This is a genomic window from Spartinivicinus ruber, assembly GCF_011009015.1.
GTDB lineage: Bacteria > Pseudomonadota > Gammaproteobacteria > Pseudomonadales > Zooshikellaceae > Spartinivicinus > Spartinivicinus ruber.
The window spans coordinates 1,989,177-2,005,251 of sequence record NZ_CP048878.1; the positions used below are offsets into that span (position 1 = coordinate 1,989,177).

Below are 16,075 nucleotides of genomic sequence, written 5' to 3' on the forward strand. Positions count from 1 at the left end.
TACATAAAACCTGCTTTTTATGTGAAGGAGCAATAAATGTATAGTATTCGAATAGTAGTGATTTGTTTTCTACTCTCAGTGTCATGTAATAGCTTTGCAGAGGATCCTATTAAATTTTGGGATACCCCACAACATGGTGGGAATAGTTTTAATCGTCTACCGCCTAGTCAAGCTTATTTCACAGCATTAAGAGGGTATGGTGCTAGTTGGGTGAGACTCGCCTATGATAAGTGGCAAGCAGAAAAGCGTGATTTTCTTATGGGAGATGCTGACAACTATCGTGGTATTTCCCCGAAGGATTTTAAAACACTTGCTGATACCCTTGAGCGAGCTCATCAAGTAGGTGTCAAGGTTGTTATTACTCCCTTATCACTTCCTTTTATGCGTTGGTCTCAAAATAATGGAGGAAAATTTGATGATCGGCTTTGGCAGAATAAAGAGCATTGGGATGTGGCTGCGCAGTTTTGGCAGGACCTAGCTAAACGACTGAAAGATAATCGAGCCGTTGTCGCTTACAATATTATTAATGAACCAACTCCAGAAAAAATGGGAGGGTTGGCTGAACATGCTGACCTGCCAACAATGCAAGCTTGGTATAAGCAACAACAGGGTACCTCAAGAGATTTGCGTGCTTTTTATGATAAAGTGATTCATGCTATCCGTCAGGTAGATCCAGAGACACCGATTATGGTCGATGCTGGCTGGTATGCGGCAGCTGATGCATTCAGTTATTGGCCTGCGCCTTTAGCCGATAAGCGTATTCTCTATAGCTTTCATATGTACGAGCCTTATGCGGCTACCAGCGGCCCTAACTTGAAGCGTAAAAAGCCTTACAGTTATCCTGGTCAAGTACCTTTTGGGAATGGTTTGGAATACTGGGGAGCCAAGCGGGTAGCAGAATATCTTGAGCTGCCTAGCAGGTGGGCAAAATTGCATAAAATTCCTGCCAACAGAGTGGTGGCAGGTGAGTTTGGCTGTATTCGTAAGCTTTCAGGTTGTAAAAACTATTTGAATGATGTTTTAACGGTGTTGGATCAAAAGAAATTTCATTGGGCGTTCTACAGTTTTAGAGAAGACAACTGGGATGCAATGGATTATGAACTTGGGACTGAAAAGGTGCATTGGAAGTATTGGGAGGCCATGGAAAAAGGCGAGCCTGATCCAATTAAACGAAAATTAACACCTTTGTTTGAAGTTATACATAAGAGACTATAAGTTATAGTTGAGGAGACTATTAAATATTACAATTGAAGAGAGTGATAATATTATTCCTCTCTTCATTTTAGGTAACTAAGACTAACAATTTTTAAAGCTTGTATCTAAAATCATTGACTTTTAAATACCTTGGTTCTTAATCTGCTCACCTTGGAGAAGAAAGGAGAAGCGCAAAGTATGATTCAGCTGTGCTCTTTACGAAAGGCGCTGAAAAATATATAAAGGAGCTGTATTAGTGTAGCTAATGCCTTTACCTGTTTTATATAAATGCTCATTAGTAACAGTAATGTCTTTTTTGGGAATAAAGTATTTAGCTAAATCTTTGAAAGACAGTTTATACTCTTCGTTTGACTCGTTAATAGCTGCTACCAGTTTGTAGTCATTATCAATTGATGCTAACCCAGCATCACCATGGCTATCATTTGCCAGTAGGTATCCACCGACCTTTAAATATTGCTTACAGGGGCTAGAAATAAATCCTGCATATTGTGAAATTAAAAGATCAAAACCACCAAGCAATTCTTCTATTGGATTATTATAATCTCTTCCATAAAATGAAATACTTGGTGTAGCATCATACTCCTTTCTGCTACTAATGATATCAATAACCCTATCTTCTTCTTTAAAAAATTTTATGGCGTTTTTATCAGAATCAATGAACACTACCTGAGGATAGATAAATGCAGGTGATATGTGTACATAGCTTCCTGGGTATATAGCGTTAAGTATTGAGAGCTCTTGCTTTAACAGCTTGAATAAATTAATTTGTTCATTTTCTCTATCCAAATAGTATTTTTTATAAAGCTGAATAACATCATGTTTTCCTCTAGTCATGAATTACCTATGTTACCCTGCAATTTACGGTTGTTTGGTAAATAAACAAAATTATTTGTTAGTATGTTACGTGATTGCAACATAACAGTTTAACAGCTCAGGGAACCATAAGGGATAATACGTATCTTCAGCTAACCTATTTTAATGATTAAGTTAACTGGAGTGTTGGTCATGACTCTTGTGTTAAGTACCTGAAAAGGACTCTTTGTTAGTAATGGAAAACTATTGGAAAGCTGTTGATTGTCCTAGCTCTAAGACAATTTGGTCCAGAAGTCGTTGTGCCAAAATAGGTAAAGGCCTTCCTTTAGGATAAACCGCGTATATTTCACGCTTAAACCAAGAGTAGTCTGTTAGAACAGGTTCAAGCTGCCCTGCATTGACAGCTGTTGTTAACATAAATTCGGGTTCCAAACAGATGCCAAGGCCTGCAACTGCAGCCTGGATTAAGCACATTCCATTGTTGGACAAAAATCGAGGTTTTAATTGGACATAATGGCTTTGAGCGTTTTGACTCTCATAAAATAATTTCCCTTGGGACATAGCTGGTCTATACGCTAATAAAGGCAGTCCAGCCATGGTTTCAGGTGAGTGGGGTCGTCCATGCTGCTCCCAGAAAGACGGACTTGCTGCAATAGAGTAGCTTATTTTACCTATTTTAATTGAGTTCAAATTAGAGTCTTGCTGTTGCCCAATCCGGATTGCAAAATCAAAACCTTCAGCAATCAGATCAACAGTTCTATCACTTAAATCGATATCCAAAACAGCATCAGGATGCTTTTGCGAAAATTTAAAGAGGATGGGCGTCATGAATTGTTTGCCAAGTTCTTGAGGAATAGAAAAGCGTGATCTTCCGTGTAATGTATTTACATTTTTTGTGATCAGGGCTTCGGTATTTTCGAGTTCAGCCAGTATCTGAACGCAGCGCTCATAGTAAGCTTGTCCCAGCGGTGTGGTTGAGAGACCTCGGGTTGACCGATTCGCTAGTCGAACCCCTAACCGTGTTTCTAGCTCCCGAATACGGCGACTGACTGCTGAAACGGCTATTCCCAGCTGATCGGCAGCAGCACTCAATGATCCAGCTTCTACAACTTCAACAAACGTTGTCATCTCAGCAAATCGATTCATAAACACCTTTCTAATTTTGAGAAAGCAGAATGCATTATATTATATATTTTTTCTCTTAATGAAAAATAATATAGTGATTAAAAGATGTAGGGGGACTAACCCTGTCTGTAAGGTCATTTTATGGATGAGCAGCATGCTCATTGAATTGAAAGTAAATCCCAGGAGATAGAAATGTCAGCCTATTGCTTATTTCAAAATCTAAATATTACCAATTCCGATAAGATGCAAGAATATGCAGAAAAAGTTAAACCTATCACTGAGTCATTTGGTGGGGAATATGTTGTTATGAGTGGAAGCACTGAGGTTAAAGAGGGAGATTGGTCTCCGATGCTACCAGTTATAATAAAGTTTCCAAGTATTGATGCAGCCAATGAATGGTATAACTCTGAAGAATATGCTCCTCTAAAGGAACTAAGAGAGTCTGCAGGTGAGTTCAGTGCTGTTTTTATGAACGGAGTAGAAAAGTGAATTCAAATTCACAGTTAAGATGAGTAAATAAAATAACGGAAAACTATTATGTATATTATGCGAGCATTGTTGGTAGCAATTTTATGTCTATTTTCAGTGAATCTTATAGCTGGTAATAGTAAAGCGAAAAACGTAGTTCCCAATATTGTAGGCAAAACGTATCTTTATGATTACGGCTCATATGCTTATGAAATCACCATAACTTCAAAAGAGACTTTACACTGGGCATTGGTTAAAGGGAGTTTTGAAGGCCCTAGTACAGGAAGCAACCCTTATGTAGCGAGTCGAATCGCTAAAAATATTATTTATCTCTCTTGGAAAGAAGAAAGCGGATATCAGTTTTATAATTTAATGAACCTTAAAACAGGGGAATTAACAACTCATGCGGATACAGGCGAGAAAAACTTGTTTGTTAATGTAGGAGTAATTTCATTAAAAACTAGTGAGTAAATTTGTTCAAACTTTCAACACTGTAAATGTTTGAACTAGAGTAGAGCCTCGATTGTTACGAATAGAGGCTCTGCTAATAAACAGCTTGAAATAGAGTAAATTAACTAACATGATGGCTCATATTTATAGTCTATATTAGAATCATCATCATTGATTTTAATAAAACCATGTTTTTGGTAAAAAGAGTTAGACTTACTGTTTTTGATAGCTGTTAACCTAATAGGAAGGTTCTTTTCTTTAGATAACCGTTTGACTCGATCAAGTATTATAGTCCCAATTCCTTTTCCTTGATGTGGAATATCTATGTATAAGTGAACAAGCCATAGATGATCCTCCATTTCTTTTATAGAAAAGAACCCAATAGTTTTATTGCCAGTAACTATTTTTTCAAAGTTAAACTGACTATAATTATCTATAAATTGGGATTTTAACTTTATAGGGTTGAAAGCTCCTACTCTCTCAAGACTTTCTTTTAGTGAAGCAAGATATATTTCTGATAACTTCTCAGCATGTTCTGGAGTTGCCGGCTCAATTTTTATATCAATCATATTTATCATATCTTCAATAATAAACTACTAATATAATAATTAATTTTAGTATTGAATCAAGCCTGGGTAAATAGACAATTTCCGTTTATTTTAAGCAAACATCCATATTATAAGTTATGGCTATGATAAAGGCACCGTTATGTTGTTTTCAAAGTGTCATAACTTGCCTAAGAAATGAACATTAGTGGATAGGCTTTCCTGCTAATTAGTATTTATTAGACTCGTTCTGATGGGGTTTAGCGAAATCAATGTTATATTGCGTCATTGTAATAGTAACAATCAACAATGAGCAGTAAGTATGAAGGAATATATTGATCTAGTCCTTCTTATTGGTCTGTAATGTATTGAGAAGAAATAGGTTATCTGTAGCATTTCACAGGAAACTTGGATTCACCGTTACACGAAAAGCTGCTATTGACTTTGAGTTTACACTGGATATTGAAGCAGCCGTTCAAAAGCACGTCTCTATCGTCATTTTACAGTAGTAATCTAGCTTTACTGAAGTGGTGGATAAGGCAGAAGGATAGGGAATCAAGCATGCAACTTTAGTTGTATATTTTTTAGTTGTAATAAAATGTAATATTTGACTGCTATGTGCTGTGCTCCAATCGGAAAATGATTGCCTATTGCTTTACCGATTTAGTAAATTTAGCAGGTGTAAAAATGATAATGGAAGGTGATTAAAGGCCACTTCTTCGACTATTTGGTCTTGAAGCAGCTATTCAAAAATTACGACTACAAAAATGAGCAAAGTTAACTACCGAGAAGCACTCATTGGTAAAATTGCAACAACAATACGTCAAGGTCAGATATCTGCTGGTTCGGTAAAGACGTTTTACTTATCCGCAGGGAAGGGCATGCCAGTAATATTACTGCATGGAGCTGGTGCTGGGGCAGTTACTTGGTATCCTTCAATTAGCGCTATCTCAGAAAAACTCCACGTTATTGCTCCTGACATAGTCGGCTATGGAGAGTCTGAAAAACCTAATGGGGCATATGATCGGCCATATTTTTCGGCATGGCTAAAAGATTTTTTGGTTGCTTTAGCAATACCCAAAGCGCATATAGTGGGTCTATCTCAAGGGGGAGCTATTGCACTTCAGTTTTCACTGGACTACCCAGAGCTTGTTGATAAGCTAGTTTTGGTTGATTCTGGTGCACTTGGTGCAAAGCCCTCATTTTTGCCCTTTATTGGTATGCTTTGGATGAATAGTGCTCCATCTAGACTAGCAAATCGATTCTTCTCTCGTTATTTACTATTCAACCCCGCAAAAAGGGATCCAAATCATAGTAATTACTCCATTGAGGTACTACGACAAGAGGGTGGTAAAAATGCCTTTATGCAAGGTAGAGGTGCTGCCGTTTCACCAATGCCTGAGAAATCCCTTCGGCAGGTAAAGAGTGATACATTGATAATTTGGGGAGAAAATGATCAGCTATTTTCTGTAGAACATGCTGAAGCAGCGGCTATGGTTATGCCTAATGCGAAGCTTTATTGTATTCAAGAAGCTGGGCATTTGCCTTTAATAGATCAGCCGGATATTTTCAATAAGGTACTTCTTGGATTTTTGAATAACGAGAGAGGTGGAGGCAGGTAGAGTGTTATTCTATCTGCAATTTATTAAAGAGAAAATTACTCTTCATTAACTTGCTTTAGCATTAGGTCATCAAACTGTAGTGTTTCACTTTCTCCCCAGTTACCTGCTACATAAATCTTCACGTAGCCTAGTGTGTACTCAGTCTAAATTGACATAGTTGTTTCAACAAATAACATAATGTTTCTATATCTATCAAATTTGACCAGTCATATGCTGGCTTTAAAATTCAAATTGTATTTAGTGAGCGTAAGTTCCATTGACCATTAGGTGTAAGGCAGCTTGACCAGCCAAACTTAAGTGAAATGCGGCTGTAAATTTCGTTATAATCAACCAAAGTTCCTAATGAGTTTATGTACCACTGTAACCCTAATTGGAGTAATAAATGAAGTTTAGAATATTAGGACTACTCACTGTAGGTGTTTTCATCATATTGTTTTACGTGTTTGGGCGCTCGATATGGTATCCGATATACAATGAAATCACTGGGAAGCGTACAGTACAAAGCGCCATTGATGAGTATGGCCCGAATGCAAGGAAAAAGCTGGAGACTTACTTTGAAACAGCTGGTGTATCCTATCCCCCTTCTGAAGTGGCTTTACTTGCTATAAAACAATCAAAAGCATTAGAAGTTTGGGCTAGCGATGGTGGAGCGTGGAAGAAAATCCATACATATCAAGTTCAAGCAGCAAGTGGAAAACTTGGTCCAAAACTTAATGAAGGGGATAGGCAGGTTCCAGAAGGGGTCTACAAGATTGAAGGCTTGAATCCAAACAGCTCATATCATCTTTCCCTAAAGTTAAACTATCCGAACGAGTATGATTTGAATTGGGCTAAGATAGAGGGTAGAACAACTCCAGGCACAAATATATTTATCCATGGCAAAGCGGTATCAATTGGCTGTTTGGCTATGGGTGATGAAGCTATAGAGGAGCTATTTGTTTTAGCGCATGCAACCGGCAAGAATAATATTAGCGTTATTATTTCACCTGTTGATCCACGAACTCAGGAACTTATTCCACCACAACATTCTGCTGCATGGGTGGGTGATCTATATAAAACCATTCAATCTGCGTTTTTAGACATTACACGTATATAATAAGAAACTGAAGCGGACATTAGCTACGTTTCAATTTATCCGATGAATGAGTAAGCTATATTTAGGTTAAACAATTTAAAGTGAAAAATAAATCATTAATAAATAAGGGTTGATATGAAGTGTTGGAATGTATGGATAGTATTTATTAAATTTTAAATAAGGTTTTGGTTGGGTTTTAGATGGTGATCTTAAAATTTAAAAATTATTTGCTATAGAACTCTCAAATAACTTGGCTTGTACAGTGCCTCTTGTTTGGGCTCAGAAAATTTAAGGAATTGTTTGCACTTTTACCACTGAATAATATAGAAGATTTTACAATCCATACTTATTACGTAGCTCTTTATATGTATGAGTTTTTTTAAAAATAAGCATTTCATCACTAAACTGTTTCGCTAGCCTAGCGCTAGCTGCTAATTTAGAGAAAGCGATATAAACGTCATTTTTAGAGATGGGTGGCTCCAGGAAAGCGATTTTATTAATATCACCACTTTGGGTTGCAAGGTATTTTATTCGTGTAAAATCACCGACTGCAATGTCAAATCGGTTATTTACTAACATTTTAATTAACTGACTTTCTGCTTTTTTTACATATATTTTTTTTAGGTAGTCAGCTTTATTAAATTCAGATTCGTAAGAATAGGCAATGAGCACACCGATACGATAAGGAACTAAACTTCTGTACTCTCCTGAGTAAACTATGCTGTTAAGTTGTTTTTTTAGTATAAAAAACCTATTTTCGACTGTGCTTAATATATTACCTTTTAAGAAATATAAGTACTTTTCACGCACTTTATTTTTCACGCTATAAGTAATTGCTTCTGCGGTACCTTGTTTTACCATTTCAAGAGCTCTCTTCCAAGGTAAAGATCTGAATTTGCAATTATACCCCAGTCTTTTTGCTATTATTTCAACCAAATCTATATGAAAGCCTGTAAGAACATTATCAACTACCATCTCGTTTGGTGGGTAAGAGCCATTTCCCCGAACAACAGTTATGTCCTTTGCTGATATTGTTGCTGACAATAAGAGTATCAGGAGTATTGGATGTCTACACTGTACAGAACTAACCTGTAACATATATGAATTACTCTCAGAGCTGACCGAGATCAACCACATACCTAAGTTATAGATATTGTGATCTTTAATATGAACCCCATGTTTAATATGGAAGCTGACCTTTTCATTGTCAAACGAAGCTCGTTGATACGTTTCGTGAATTGTATTCGAGGGAGTTACAATTTTAAGACAATCGCGTCATTGTGTTAGATACAGATAAATATTTACCAAAAAAGGTAATTCAGCATTGAATAGGAATGGTGATGAGGTATATAAGAGCATTAAGTATTTAGCGCTGTTTAGTGCATAGATGAGAACTCATATAACCACTCCACGCTCGTACCTAAAGTGGCATAAAATATAAATATTCAATAAAGTAAATGGTTATATGCTACTTTTTATGAGGGGATTGAAAGGGAATATTTTAATTTTTTTATTTTTGAAGAAAACGACTAAATTTTTATTCAGCCGTTTTCTCAAGTTCTTTTATTTATATCAAATAAAAACTAGTAGCATAAGTTATTTCCACTGCCATTGTTCGCCTTCGGAATTGTCTTTAGTCCATACGCCAATCCAGTCACCATAGGCTTTAAAATGTTTTAAGTAAATCATTGGGTAAGCCAGGTTTTCAATGCGGTTTTCATTTAATTGCCAGCGCTGGTGCAATTGCTTGCTATCACAGCTACCAATTACGGCCCGGTTACTGCCTTCCCACCACTGGGGCATTTGTAAACATTTTTCGGGTGCGCTGGCTGGGTGTAAGAGACCTTTCGTATCTAGCTCCCATTGTTGGGACTTGCTGTTTTGGCAGCTGCTTGCATTGACTTTGGCGCTGCTATTTACACCTAGGCAAGCATTAAGTTTATTAGCGAGTGGTTTAAACTTATCATCTGGTTTAGGATCAGGACTAGGGTTTGGATTCGGATCAGGGTCGGGATTTGGGTTACCACCTACACCATCATCAGGAATTTTATTATTAAAAAATTCTGAGACTTCTGGCCAGATATCTTTAATTTTAGCTGCTGAGTTGGTGCCACTAGGACAGCCTCCCCAGTGGTGTAAACCAATGACTGTATGGCCATCATTAACGAGTACTGGTGACCCTGAGCTACCACCTGTTGTATCACATTTGTACCCTAAATTATTAGTGCTGCTGTTTGGACGATCAACTTGACATCGATTACGTGAGTTTTGGTCGTCTTCAATACTGAGTTCTTTAGGATTACCTGCACCATGCTGAGCAATATAAATATCTTCATTTTGTTTAGGCTCTCTTACTGCCAAGCCTAGATAATTGAAGGATTTGATGGATGCGAAATCTTTTACGGTAAATAAGGTATAATCCAAGCTACTGCTACGGCTGGTTTTAAGCATTTTGTCGCCAGAGACTTTGACTACTTTGGTTTTTTGTCCATTACCACATTCACTGCGTTGATAATTAAACCAGACTTCTGAGCTGGATACTTTTGATTGTGTGCTCATGCAATGGTTATTAGTAAACATCCGGTTGTCTGCACTGACCCGCCAGGCTGTACATAAACCACCACCCATGACCAGGCGGGCGACAGGTTTGGCATGTGCATATTCGGTAGGGTGAGAGTCCTTATAACAAACTGCATCTTTGCGTTGCATTTTACCGCAGGTTGAACGGGTTTGGATTAACGCTTCAACCACCTCTTCTGAGTAGCCTTTCCAGTAGTGGCTGATTTTTAATTGATGTTTACCTTCTACCCAGGGATATTTGGAATCCGTTTCGATTTTAACAATGGCTGTATCTCCATTAATTGACATACTAGCCCAAGCCTGTTTGCCGTCTTCACCATTATCAGGGTCAAAAGTAAAATTATCGCGTTTTGTATTGCCATAACGATACACTTCACTACCATCAGGATTACTGACAATGACTTGGCTATTTTTCGGTAAGCTAAAGGCGCTGAAATGCACTTTAATAAAGCTGGCACCAGGTTCCTGAATAGTGTGAGACTGATCTTGCTTAAGTGTTTGGCCAGGCACTAAACTGGTGGCTGTAACGACTTTATCAGCAATTTTAATTATTTGGGGTTGTGCTATCTCTGCTTCAGTTTGAACTGAATTTTCGTTAGTCGCTAATAATGAGGATAATAAACTGGTTTTTTCTAATGTATTAGTAGCTATCGGAGAGTTGCTTGTTAGTTGATTTATTAATGATTGTTCATGTTGTGATTGAGCTGAAAGGCAGCCAAAAGGTGAAATGGTAACAAGCGTAGTAACTAAACAGGCTAATGGATGTAACTTGGGTGTGATCATGGTAAGTGCCTTGATGATATAGTTCGATATTCTAAGGACTGTGTTATGAAAATGATTAATGATGTTGGCGCACTATAACGAATTTATAGTGTGATAAATCGAGAACCGGTTTGTCTTCTATTAAGCTGCTTATAGCTTTTTAATTAAATGTGAAATGTTATTTTTAGGGTTGTCTTTTTAAAATTGATATCTGGCTAATAATTGTTGAGTATGCTTTTATTAAAGATTGATTAAATATAACTGTCGGCTAATAAAATATAAATCGCTAGAAAATATTTAAGAAGGGTATAGTATTTATAGAAAATTAATGGGAATTCAAATAGACTGTGAAAAATATTCTATCTGGCAGATATCGTATTTTATATTATCAAAACAATGGTATAAAGCCAAAGTGTAATAATTATTATATATTACCCGCTACTTCTGCTGGGTCTATAAGCATGGACCCACCAAGCAAATGCATCAACCCCACGGGTTTGAATCCACACTTTGCCTTGACCTGAAAAACGGCAGACAAATCCTTCTCCAGAAAAGAACAATGACTTATAACCACCGACTTTACTAATTTTGTAATCTAAATTTTCGGTAAATGCTACTATATTACCGGTATCTACAACATAGTTACCTTGTACATCTATTTCTATAATAGCGCCATAACTGTTAAACCATAAATCACCTTTGCCTGAGGCTCGGATTAAAAATAAACTTTCACCAGAAAAAAAGCCTTTGGTAAACCCCTGCCATTTTGTTTCAATAATTACGGTCATGGCAGAGGCAACAAATGCTGAGTTTTGTAAATATAGGGTTTCGTCATTTAAATAGACATGCATCATATCACCAGGAGCACCTGGGGCAATGCCAATTTCTCCAGAGCCATGTGCAGCAGTAAACTCATTTATAAAAATTGACTCACCGGTAACAAACCGTCCTAGTCCTCCTTTTAATTTAGTTTTCATTTCAATATGGGTATCCATGGTTGCCATGGCTGAAGCTTCCACTTTTAACGTTTGATTTGCAGGTAATTGCACAGTGACAAAACTGTAATCGGGCTTGCCTTCTATTTTAAAGTGCAAGCCAGGATGATCTGCCAGTGGCTCAAATGTATCTGTTGATGTTGTAGGATGAGTAGGTGATGATGGGGCAGGCTTTTCAGTTTGAATCTTTTGCTGGAGGGGAACGGCTGCTGTCTCGGTAGCTGCTTCTTGAGCAGTTAAAAGACGACAGCCAATCCCCATTTTATCAAGGGCATTACGAATTTTAAGTGCAGTGGGTTTGTTGATGTTTTTTTTCAGGACAACAGGGGCTTTTTGCAAGGTTTGTTTGGCAACTTCCGGTGTAGTTTTAAACAATTGAGAAAATTCAGAGGTTGCTTGTTGTAAGTCAGTAAAGCCTGCCAGTTTTCCAGTAAGAATGATTGTGTATGAATTATTATTACTATCAGGCATTTTATATGCTCTCTTATGGCTGGTATCCTTTTGTAACAACCCTATCAATTGAACCAACTATTGGTATATTAGCGGGGTTTTAGGTCTCTACCTAGTAACGAGCCAAAACTACTTGGGTTATGGGACTGACACCAAACTGTGCCTTTGCCATAAAATTTACAAACCAAACCTTCGCCGCCTAAAAATGAATGTAACCAGCTATTGCCTGCTTTGGTAATACTAAAATTCAAGGTTTCATTAAAGGCAACAATATGGCCAGTATCAACAATATATTCCCCATTTACTTCAATTGGATAAATAGCGCCAAAGGAACTGACAATCACTTTTCCTGTGCCTTGTAGATGTACCCAAAATACTCGCTCACCAGAAAAGATTGACTTGAATCCCTGCCAGCCTAAGTCGATTTCAATATTATGTTCACACGCCAAAAATGAACTGCCTTGCACAATAAGGGTTTCATGATCAAGCTGCATGACCTCCATATCGCCAGCCAGTGCAGTACCAAACCATACTTCACCTGGTGTTTTTTGTGCCTCAAAGTGGTTAATAAATAAGGATTCACCAGCTACCATCCGTTTTACTGCTTTCATAATACTACCTTTGCCCTTTTTATGGGTGGTAGTGGTAATTCCAATATTGTTGCTCATGGCAATCATGGCACCTGATTCTGCCGTGCAGATTTCGGCAGGGTTTAAGGTGACTTTAGCGGCAGTATTGCCTGGACGGTGTAACAGTTGTATATCCATTCACAGACCCTAGGGTAGTTTAGGGTTAATCCAACCGGCTAATCCTGCCAGACTACGGGTTTGAATGATAATTTTGCCTTTGCCAACAACCCGGGTCACTAAGCCTTCACCACCAAACAGGCTGGAAAAAATGCCGCCAGCAAGTTGTAGCTTCAGCTTTATGGATGGCTCATAGGCAACCAAGTGGCTGGTATCGACAATATATTCACCATCAATTTGTCTTTCTAACAAAGCGCCAAAAGCGCCATACCAAACTTTACCATTACCTTTTACCACGACTTTGAATAGACCTTCTTTGGCTATCCAAGAAACGATGCCGGCCCATTTAACGCCTATTTTGATGCCTGTAGTACAAGCTAAAAATGCACCAGGCTGTAAGTATAAGCTCTGTCCAGTTAGCTCAATTTCTTTAATTTCCCCTGGTGTGGGCTGTACAAGAGTCATGTGTCGAATGCCTTGGCTGTTATTGGCAAATTCATTAATAAATAGGGTTTCACCACCTAGAAAATGACGAGCCAACGCGGGAAAAAAGCCACCATTAAACCGCGAGGTCAGGTCTAAATCAGCCGACATGGTTGCCATCGCATCAGACTCAGCTGTGATGGTTTCACCTGAATCCAGTTGCACATCTAAATAAGAAAATGCGCGTCCACCTTTAATTTCAGTATTCATCTGCCGTAGTTTCCGCTGAGCTATTGGTGACAAACTGTTGTACGGCTTGTTGCAATTGCTTGAACTCTCTATTTAAATTGCGAAAGGTAGAAGAGTTCGTTTGTTGTGCTAATAATTTTAGCTGACTTATTCGATCTGATGTGGCTGGGTGGCTACTTAATAATGCAAGTGATTGTTGGACAATCTCTTGGCTATCTTCATTACTAATTTGGGCTAAGCGCTTGGCTTCTTCCTCTTGAATTTTTTTAAAAAACTGATGCAACCCTTGTGGGTTGATATTAGCTGCCTCTAATAATACGACTCCTTGTTGGTCTGCGTCTGCTTCAAACTGGCGGGAGTAACTTTGGTTTATTAATAATGGTGCTGCATCAGCAATGACAGCTAATAGGCCAGACATATCACCTAATAATGCATCGACGATAATAAATGTACCCGCAGCACTAATAATATTACGCAGTCCATGCTGTTCAGTAACATGGGCGATTTCGTGAGCAACGACTCCTAGTAATTCTTCAGGACTGTCTGCTTTTAAAATAAGTCCTGAGTGGATAACAATATAGCCACCAGGTAATGCAAAAGCATTGATTTCTTCATCTTTAGCAACATAAAATTGAAATTGATAAGGGTTATCAGGAGTGGCACTGATCAGTGGTTTGATCAACGGCCTTAATAAAGGTTGGGCTTGCTTGTTAGGCATAAAACTACTATTGAGTTGATATTGTTTGACAGCTTGTTCACCCAGGGTTTGCTCCCAACTGACTGGTACTTGTCGAGCCAGCAAGGCTGCGATAGGGGACATTGCAAAATAGACTGAAAGGGGGCTCGCAAGTATTAGCAGAGCAATTGTGACAAAAATGAGATTGTTTTTTGTCCGTTTGCGTTTTACGCTGGCAAATTGGGAGACAATAGCTGGGTGGCAGTTGAGTAATGGGTTTTTCATAATCCCTTGGTCATTGGTATAACATGTAAATTCTGGTTGATCTGGGTGGGAAATAAACACTAAGCGATTGCTAGCACCGCCCAATTTAAATTCGCTGCCTTCAATAGGGATGATTATTTTCTGGCCTCCTCCTTCAAACAGAATCTGTCCTTTGCCAACTGTTAAAGTACCTGAACAACGGCCATTAGGTAATGCTTGATAAAAGGCATGTGCGGTATAGCGTGACTGTGTATTAACCATACTAATTCTGCTTTTATGTTATATGGTGAGATTTTAGCACTGAGTTGATCTTAATAAACTAGCTACGCTGGTTGCGAATTAGTCAATACCTGGCTAAACTGTCAAGATTTTGTAGTAATTGAGCCATAATAATGCAAGTACGAACTGTTGATTATTTAGCCCCTGATTGTGCCCAACGATTTGTCGAGTCTTTGCGAACTACCGGGTTTGGAGTATTAAAAAATCATCCCATTTCCCAGTCGTTGGTTGAGTCAATTTATCAAAATTGGTATGAGTTTTTTTCCAGTGATGAGAAGCATCAGTATCATTACAATGTGGAGACACAGGATGGCTATTTTCCTCAGAATGTTTCAGAGGTAGCTAAAGGCCATCAAGTTAAAGATATTAAAGAGTATTACCATATCTATCCCTGGGGGCAAATTCCTGCACAGTTAAAAGCAGAGGCCATAACTTACTATCAAATGGCCAATCAACTAGCAACGGAACTATTAGGTTGGGTAGAGGAATATACCCCAGCAGATATTGCCCAACATTACTCAATGCCGCTATCAAAAATGATCGAAAACAGCGTTGGTACTTTACTGAGAGTATTGCATTATCCACCATTAACTGGTGAAGAAGAGCCGGGAGCCATTCGTGCTGCTGCCCATGAAGATATTAATTTATTGACAATTTTACCGGCAGCTAATGAGCCTGGTTTACAAGTGAAGGGCAGCAATAGTGAATGGCTTAACGTGCCTTGTGATTTTGGTACATTAATTATTAATACTGGCGATATGCTGCAGGAAACCTCACAAGGATATTTCCCTTCAACCACCCATCGAGTAATTAATCCTACTGGGGGACGACGCGATAAATCGCGTATTTCTTTACCTCTGTTTTTGCACCCAAATCCAGATGTTGTATTGTCAGAACATTATACGGCAGGTAGCTATTTGCAAGAACGGTTGAAAGAACTAGGAGTGTTATAATGACTGGGCCTGATGAGCAGGAATTACTAAAAGCCAAATTAAATCTTGAAACCTCAACAATCGCATGGAAAGATTTACAACCTTTTTTTGCGGCAGGGCAGGTAATAGCGGTTACTGAAGAGTTGGATTTAATTGAAGTTGCTGCACAGGTTTCACAAGATAATAAAAGCCAGATTGAATTCTGGTTGGCAGAAGGAAAAATAAATAAAGTAACCGACCAACAAGCTATGAAATGGTATGAAAGTGACAGTAGTGTGTGGGCTGTGGTGGTGAGGCCTTGGGTGTTGGTGCAGGAAAAAATAAATTAAAATTATCTGTTGCAGTTATTATATTTTTAGTTCCATCTCCCCTTGAGGAGATGGAACTAAGCTCTAAAAGCTTTCCT

At 38.2% G+C, this 16,075-nt stretch carries 16 protein-coding genes; 7 read left to right on the forward strand and 9 right to left on the reverse strand.

Annotation, left to right across the window (positions count from 1 at the left end):
* The first annotated feature begins 36 nt into the window (after nucleotides 1–36).
* Complete coding sequence (locus tag G4Y78_RS09420; protein WP_163832780.1) at nucleotides 37–1,215, forward strand: glycoside hydrolase family 5 protein; 1,179 nt, start codon at nucleotides 37–39, stop codon at nucleotides 1,213–1,215.
* A 195-nt stretch (nucleotides 1,216–1,410) separates the two neighbouring features.
* Here the strand turns inward: G4Y78_RS09420 and G4Y78_RS09425 are convergent, their stop codons facing one another.
* Nucleotides 1,411–2,049, reverse strand: coding sequence for a hypothetical protein (locus G4Y78_RS09425; protein ID WP_163832781.1), 639 nt, complete (start codon nucleotides 2,047–2,049; stop codon nucleotides 1,411–1,413).
* Between the two features lie 222 nt (nucleotides 2,050–2,271).
* Complete coding sequence (locus tag G4Y78_RS09430; RefSeq protein ID WP_163832782.1) at nucleotides 2,272–3,174, reverse strand: LysR family transcriptional regulator; 903 nt, start codon at nucleotides 3,172–3,174, stop codon at nucleotides 2,272–2,274.
* A 171-nt stretch (nucleotides 3,175–3,345) separates the two neighbouring features.
* On the opposite strand from G4Y78_RS09430, the gene G4Y78_RS09435 reads away from it, so the two are divergent.
* Together G4Y78_RS09435 and G4Y78_RS09440 are read left to right on the forward strand one after the other, a co-directional pair.
* On the forward strand, nucleotides 3,346–3,642 hold the full coding sequence (locus G4Y78_RS09435; protein WP_163832783.1) for a DUF1330 domain-containing protein: 297 nt from the start codon (nucleotides 3,346–3,348) through the stop codon (nucleotides 3,640–3,642).
* A 48-nt stretch (nucleotides 3,643–3,690) separates the two neighbouring features.
* Entirely contained in the window at nucleotides 3,691–4,092 is a 402-nt protein-coding gene (locus tag G4Y78_RS09440) for a MoaF-related domain-containing protein (RefSeq protein ID WP_163832784.1), read from the forward strand.
* A gap of 104 nt (nucleotides 4,093–4,196) precedes the next feature.
* Here G4Y78_RS09440 and G4Y78_RS09445 read toward each other — a convergent pair whose 3' ends face one another.
* Nucleotides 4,197–4,640, reverse strand: a complete 444-nt coding sequence (locus G4Y78_RS09445; RefSeq protein ID WP_163832785.1) for a GNAT family N-acetyltransferase — start codon at nucleotides 4,638–4,640, stop codon at nucleotides 4,197–4,199.
* Between the two features lie 743 nt (nucleotides 4,641–5,383).
* Between G4Y78_RS09445 and G4Y78_RS09450 the strand changes: the two genes are divergently transcribed.
* The gene (locus G4Y78_RS09450) at nucleotides 5,384–6,238 is read left to right on the forward strand and encodes an alpha/beta fold hydrolase (RefSeq protein WP_163832786.1); all 855 of its coding nucleotides are present in this window, start codon (nucleotides 5,384–5,386) and stop codon (nucleotides 6,236–6,238) included.
* 382 nt (nucleotides 6,239–6,620) lie between these two features.
* Nucleotides 6,621–7,334: a L,D-transpeptidase family protein gene (locus G4Y78_RS09455; RefSeq protein ID WP_163832787.1), complete on the forward strand. Its 714-nt coding sequence runs from the start codon at nucleotides 6,621–6,623 to the stop codon at nucleotides 7,332–7,334.
* Nucleotides 7,335–7,646: 312 nt separating this feature from the next.
* Here the strand turns inward: G4Y78_RS09455 and G4Y78_RS09460 are convergent, their stop codons facing one another.
* The 6 genes from G4Y78_RS09460 to G4Y78_RS09490 all read right to left on the reverse strand — a co-directional run bounded on the left by G4Y78_RS09460 (nucleotide 7,647) and on the right by G4Y78_RS09490 (nucleotide 14,719).
* On the reverse strand, nucleotides 7,647–8,357 hold the full coding sequence (locus G4Y78_RS09460) for a substrate-binding periplasmic protein (protein ID WP_163832788.1): 711 nt from the start codon (nucleotides 8,355–8,357) through the stop codon (nucleotides 7,647–7,649).
* 552 nt (nucleotides 8,358–8,909) lie between these two features.
* Nucleotides 8,910–10,676, reverse strand: a complete 1,767-nt coding sequence (locus tag G4Y78_RS09470) for a trypsin-like peptidase domain-containing protein (protein ID WP_163832789.1) — start codon at nucleotides 10,674–10,676, stop codon at nucleotides 8,910–8,912.
* A 410-nt stretch (nucleotides 10,677–11,086) separates the two neighbouring features.
* Complete coding sequence (locus tag G4Y78_RS09475) at nucleotides 11,087–12,121, reverse strand: TIGR00266 family protein (RefSeq protein WP_163832790.1); 1,035 nt, start codon at nucleotides 12,119–12,121, stop codon at nucleotides 11,087–11,089.
* A 68-nt stretch (nucleotides 12,122–12,189) separates the two neighbouring features.
* Complete coding sequence (locus G4Y78_RS09480) at nucleotides 12,190–12,867, reverse strand: TIGR00266 family protein (protein WP_163832791.1); 678 nt, start codon at nucleotides 12,865–12,867, stop codon at nucleotides 12,190–12,192.
* A 9-nt stretch (nucleotides 12,868–12,876) separates the two neighbouring features.
* Nucleotides 12,877–13,539, reverse strand: a complete 663-nt coding sequence (locus tag G4Y78_RS09485; protein ID WP_163832792.1) for a TIGR00266 family protein — start codon at nucleotides 13,537–13,539, stop codon at nucleotides 12,877–12,879.
* Nucleotides 13,529–14,719 carry a M48 family metallopeptidase gene (locus G4Y78_RS09490; protein WP_163832793.1) on the reverse strand — a complete coding sequence of 397 codons (1,191 nt, stop codon included), beginning with the start codon at nucleotides 14,717–14,719 and terminating at the stop codon, nucleotides 13,529–13,531. The genes G4Y78_RS09485 and G4Y78_RS09490 overlap by 11 nt, the downstream gene beginning before the upstream one ends.
* Before the next feature lie 131 nt (nucleotides 14,720–14,850).
* On the opposite strand from G4Y78_RS09490, the gene G4Y78_RS09495 reads away from it, so the two are divergent.
* Together G4Y78_RS09495 and G4Y78_RS09500 are read left to right on the forward strand one after the other, a co-directional pair.
* Nucleotides 14,851–15,690 carry an isopenicillin N synthase family dioxygenase gene (locus G4Y78_RS09495; protein ID WP_163832794.1) on the forward strand — a complete coding sequence of 280 codons (840 nt, stop codon included), beginning with the start codon at nucleotides 14,851–14,853 and terminating at the stop codon, nucleotides 15,688–15,690.
* A complete protein-coding gene (locus tag G4Y78_RS09500; RefSeq protein ID WP_163832795.1) occupies nucleotides 15,690–15,998 on the forward strand; it encodes a DUF2288 domain-containing protein in 309 nt (102 codons plus the stop codon). Before G4Y78_RS09495 ends, G4Y78_RS09500 begins: the two co-directional genes overlap by 1 nt.
* The last annotated feature ends 77 nt before the right edge of the window (nucleotides 15,999–16,075 follow it).

Coding starts and splice junctions, on each gene's coding strand:
- G4Y78_RS09420 (WP_163832780.1), top strand. CDS start 37: ATGTATAGTATTCGAATAGTAGTGATTTGTTTTCTACTCTCAGTGTCA.
- G4Y78_RS09425 (WP_163832781.1), bottom strand. CDS start 2,049: ATGACTAGAGGAAAACATGATGTTATTCAGCTTTATAAAAAATACTAT.
- G4Y78_RS09430 (WP_163832782.1), bottom strand. CDS start 3,174: ATGAATCGATTTGCTGAGATGACAACGTTTGTTGAAGTTGTAGAAGCT.
- G4Y78_RS09435 (WP_163832783.1), top strand. CDS start 3,346: ATGTCAGCCTATTGCTTATTTCAAAATCTAAATATTACCAATTCCGAT.
- G4Y78_RS09440 (WP_163832784.1), top strand. CDS start 3,691: ATGTATATTATGCGAGCATTGTTGGTAGCAATTTTATGTCTATTTTCA.
- G4Y78_RS09445 (WP_163832785.1), bottom strand. CDS start 4,640: ATGATTGATATAAAAATTGAGCCGGCAACTCCAGAACATGCTGAGAAG.
- G4Y78_RS09450 (WP_163832786.1), top strand. CDS start 5,384: ATGAGCAAAGTTAACTACCGAGAAGCACTCATTGGTAAAATTGCAACA.
- G4Y78_RS09455 (WP_163832787.1), top strand. CDS start 6,621: ATGAAGTTTAGAATATTAGGACTACTCACTGTAGGTGTTTTCATCATA.
- G4Y78_RS09470 (WP_163832789.1), bottom strand. CDS start 10,676: ATGATCACACCCAAGTTACATCCATTAGCCTGTTTAGTTACTACGCTT.
- G4Y78_RS09475 (WP_163832790.1), bottom strand. CDS start 12,121: ATGCCTGATAGTAATAATAATTCATACACAATCATTCTTACTGGAAAA.
- G4Y78_RS09480 (WP_163832791.1), bottom strand. CDS start 12,867: ATGGATATACAACTGTTACACCGTCCAGGCAATACTGCCGCTAAAGTC.
- G4Y78_RS09485 (WP_163832792.1), bottom strand. CDS start 13,539: ATGAATACTGAAATTAAAGGTGGACGCGCATTTTCTTATTTAGATGTG.
- G4Y78_RS09490 (WP_163832793.1), bottom strand. CDS start 14,719: ATGGTTAATACACAGTCACGCTATACCGCACATGCCTTTTATCAAGCA.
- G4Y78_RS09495 (WP_163832794.1), top strand. CDS start 14,851: ATGCAAGTACGAACTGTTGATTATTTAGCCCCTGATTGTGCCCAACGA.
- G4Y78_RS09500 (WP_163832795.1), top strand. CDS start 15,690: ATGACTGGGCCTGATGAGCAGGAATTACTAAAAGCCAAATTAAATCTT.